Below are 2,640 nucleotides of genomic sequence, written 5' to 3' on the forward strand. Positions count from 1 at the left end.
GCCCGGCCAGGCCGTGAAGCCCCTGACCGATGCGCAAACCCGCGCGTCTCAGGCCGCTACGTCTGCGAGCGCCAACGCCATCGCCTATCTCTCGGCGGGGAATCTGAGGGTCATCAACTTCAAGGCGGCCAGTTCCGAATCACGCGAGATCCATGCACCCGGTCGACCCGACACGCGCGTCGAATCCTTCGTCTGGTCCGACGATGGCAAGCATCTCGCTTTCGTCGAATCGGATGCTTCCAAAGTACCCGTGCGCGGAATTCCCGACTACCTCGGCGAATCGTCACGCCTGGTCGAGGTCAAGCGCGCCTTCCCCGGCGAGCCATCGCCCTCGCGTCGGGTAGGTGTCGTGGCGAGCAGTGGCGGCGACGTGCTATGGATCAATCTCGGCGAGAATCCACTCGACCAGATTTTCGGTCTGCGCTGGTCGCCCGACAGCAAGAAACTGTTGATCGACAAGAGTGATCTCTACATCAAGGACAGGCGCATCCTGGTTGCCGATGCGAAGACTGGCGAATCGCGATTGCTCCTGCAGGAAGCCAATGCCAACAACGTCACCGCCGAGTGGTGGGTCGATTGGGCGCCGGATGGCAAGGGCATCTACTTCACGTCGGACCGCGACAACGACTATCACGTCTACTATCAGGCATTGGCGGGCGGGGATCCGCGAGCGATCACTGCCGGCGACTGGGCCGTGTTTTCAGTAAGCCTTTCGGCTCCAGCGAACGCGCTGTTCGTTGTCAGCAACCCGGGCAACACCGAATCCCGTCGTGTCCTTCGCGTTCCGCTCGATGGCGGTGCCGCACAGATGCTGACACCGGCCGAAGGTGCGCACCATCCCCAAGTCTCACCCGACGGCAAGCAGCTCGCCGATCTCTACTCCAACGATGTCACACCGCCGGATCTGTACCTGCAATCGACTGCAGTCGCCGGTGGTGCCACGCCCGTACCCACGCAAGTGACGCATTCACCCCTGCCCGAGTTCAGTGACTATCACTGGGTCGCGGCGAAGTACGTCGTCTACCCGAACATCAATGACGGTATGCCGGTGCATGCACGCCTGACCCTGCCGCCCGACTTCGATCCGAACAAGAAGTACCCCGCGATCCTCGGCTCGGTCTACAGCAACTCCGTGCACAACGAATGGGGCGGGCGCGTCTATCACCCGACCTGGGGGCTGGACCAGTTCCTCGCCCAGCAAGGCTACGTGGTCATGAACGTCGATATCAGCGGCAGCTCCGGCCATGGCAAGGCCTTCCGCCAGCGCATCCGCGAAGACTACGGTGGTGTCGATGTGGACGATCTCTATAGCGGCACGCGCTACCTGGTCGACCAGGGCTTCGTCGATCCGAAGCGGATCGGCATCTGGGGCAGCAGCTACGGCGGCCTGCTGACCGCCATGTCGATGTTCCGCTACCCGGATGCCTATCAGGCCGGGGTTGCCGGCGCACCCGCAACGAATGTGTTCCATGCGCTGACCGGCGAGATGCAGACCATGATGGCGCCACAGGACAAGCAAGCCGAGTATGAAAAATCATCGGCCTATCTGCGCTCGGGTGATCTCAAGGGTCACCTCATGCTGATTCACGGCATGCGCGACAGTGTTGTCCTGTTCAAGGACTCGGTAACCCTGGTCCAGCGGCTGATCCTGCAAGGCAAGGACGTGGACCTGGTTGCGCTGCCGAATGCCGGACATGGCTGGGACAACGAGGGGCTTGCGCAAACACGCTATGCCTTCCGCAAACTCTACGATCACTTCCAGCGCAATCTTGCCGAGGATGAAGAAAGCGCTGCAGTTGAGGCCGAGGCCGACTGAAATCTGCCATGTCGGGTGTGCCAGTCAAGGCGCACCCGCCTCGTCCTGATTGACTTCATCCAAGCACTGCCACGATCGCCAGCACAAGCATGGCGATGACCACCAGGCAGCCGAACATGAACGCCTTCCGGCGAACGGGGACGACGTTGGCTCCGGTATGAATGAATGCGTGGACCAGACGGCTGGCGACGAACAGCCATGCGAGCACCTGGGCCGCGAGACCGGCAGCACCGAGTTGATAGAGCACGACGACGAGCACGTAGAACAACACCGGAACCTCGAACTGGTTGCGGATGTTGTTGTTGATCTTCTGCACGCTCTCGGGCCAGGCATCGGCATGCAGGGCTCTGCGTTCGACATCGACCAGTCCCTCTCTGGCGGCGCGTGCCTTGGCTACCGCGAGAGCGACATACAGGCCGACTGTCAACAGTACTTGCACCATAATTGGCAGGAAGATGAGCTGATTGGGCATCGCGATGCGTGGGCTCTGATCGGGTTGGCACCGAGTCTAGCTGTATCGGGGAATCCACGTCTGCTTGAACATCCCTTCATGTATGTGAGTATCACGCAGCAAGCGGAAAGCGAGCCGAAGATTGCAAATGATTTCCGCTCCCCAATGGCAGCTGTCGTTCAGAAGGGCGGTTCAGAGCGGATTGCGTACTGGTGCCCCACTGTCCGGGCGTTCCAAGTCCTTTCCACGAATACATGACTATGCGCAAGATACTTATCGCGCTTTCAATCAGCGCGCTGATAGCCGGCCCGGAATTCGCTGACACCGCACCAACGACCAGGCCCAGCAATACCGCGACAGCACCCGTTGCGAC

2 protein-coding genes are annotated in these 2,640 nt (G+C 60.9%); one reads left to right on the plus strand and one right to left on the minus strand.

The genetic code is table 11. The annotated features are described in order from the left end of the window. Positions 1-1,816 (plus strand): prolyl oligopeptidase family serine peptidase (locus tag WBP53_RS03950; protein ID WP_423926155.1); only part of this gene is annotated, 1,816 nt, incomplete at its 5' end. A 55-nt stretch (positions 1,817-1,871) separates the two neighbouring features. Here the strand turns inward: WBP53_RS03950 and WBP53_RS03955 are convergent. Then, the gene (locus WBP53_RS03955; RefSeq protein ID WP_423926157.1) at positions 1,872-2,288 is read right to left on the minus strand and encodes an MAPEG family protein; all 417 of its coding nucleotides are present in this window, start codon (positions 2,286-2,288) and stop codon (positions 1,872-1,874) included. Positions 2,289-2,640 lie beyond the last annotated feature (352 nt).

The sequence above is a fragment of the Dokdonella sp. genome (assembly GCF_049593775.1).
Classification (GTDB): Bacteria; Pseudomonadota; Gammaproteobacteria; order Xanthomonadales; family Rhodanobacteraceae; genus Dokdonella.